1 pseudogene is annotated in these 326 nt (G+C 67.8%); it reads right to left on the bottom strand.

The window, feature by feature from the left end:
• A pseudogene (locus ACZXDY_RS46610) lies at window positions 1-326 on the bottom strand (MFS transporter); the annotation flags it as partial.

The following is a 326-nucleotide window of genomic DNA, read 5'->3' as shown; positions in this document are numbered from 1 at the left end:
GCCGGACAGATTGCCGAGCGCATTGATCGCGGCGATCCCGGCCGCAGCCGAAGTGCCCGTCAGGAAGGCGCTCGGTACTGGCCACAGCAGTGGAGGCGTTGCGGAGACGCCGATCTGGCTCAGGCAGAGCAAGCCCAGCACCAGCGCGGGCGCGGAGACGAGGCCCGCGCCCGCAAGGCCGACCGCGGCGAGGAACATGGCAAAGCAAACGTGCTCCCGACGCTTCAATGTGCGGTCGGAGTTGCGGCTCAGCAGCACCATCCCGACGGCGCCAAACAAGAAAGGCACCGCAGACAGCAGGCCGGTCTGGAAGTTGCTCACGCCGA

The sequence above is a fragment of the Bradyrhizobium sp. LeoB3 genome (assembly GCF_055456055.1).
This window is presented reverse-complemented; position numbering and strand designations above follow the sequence as displayed.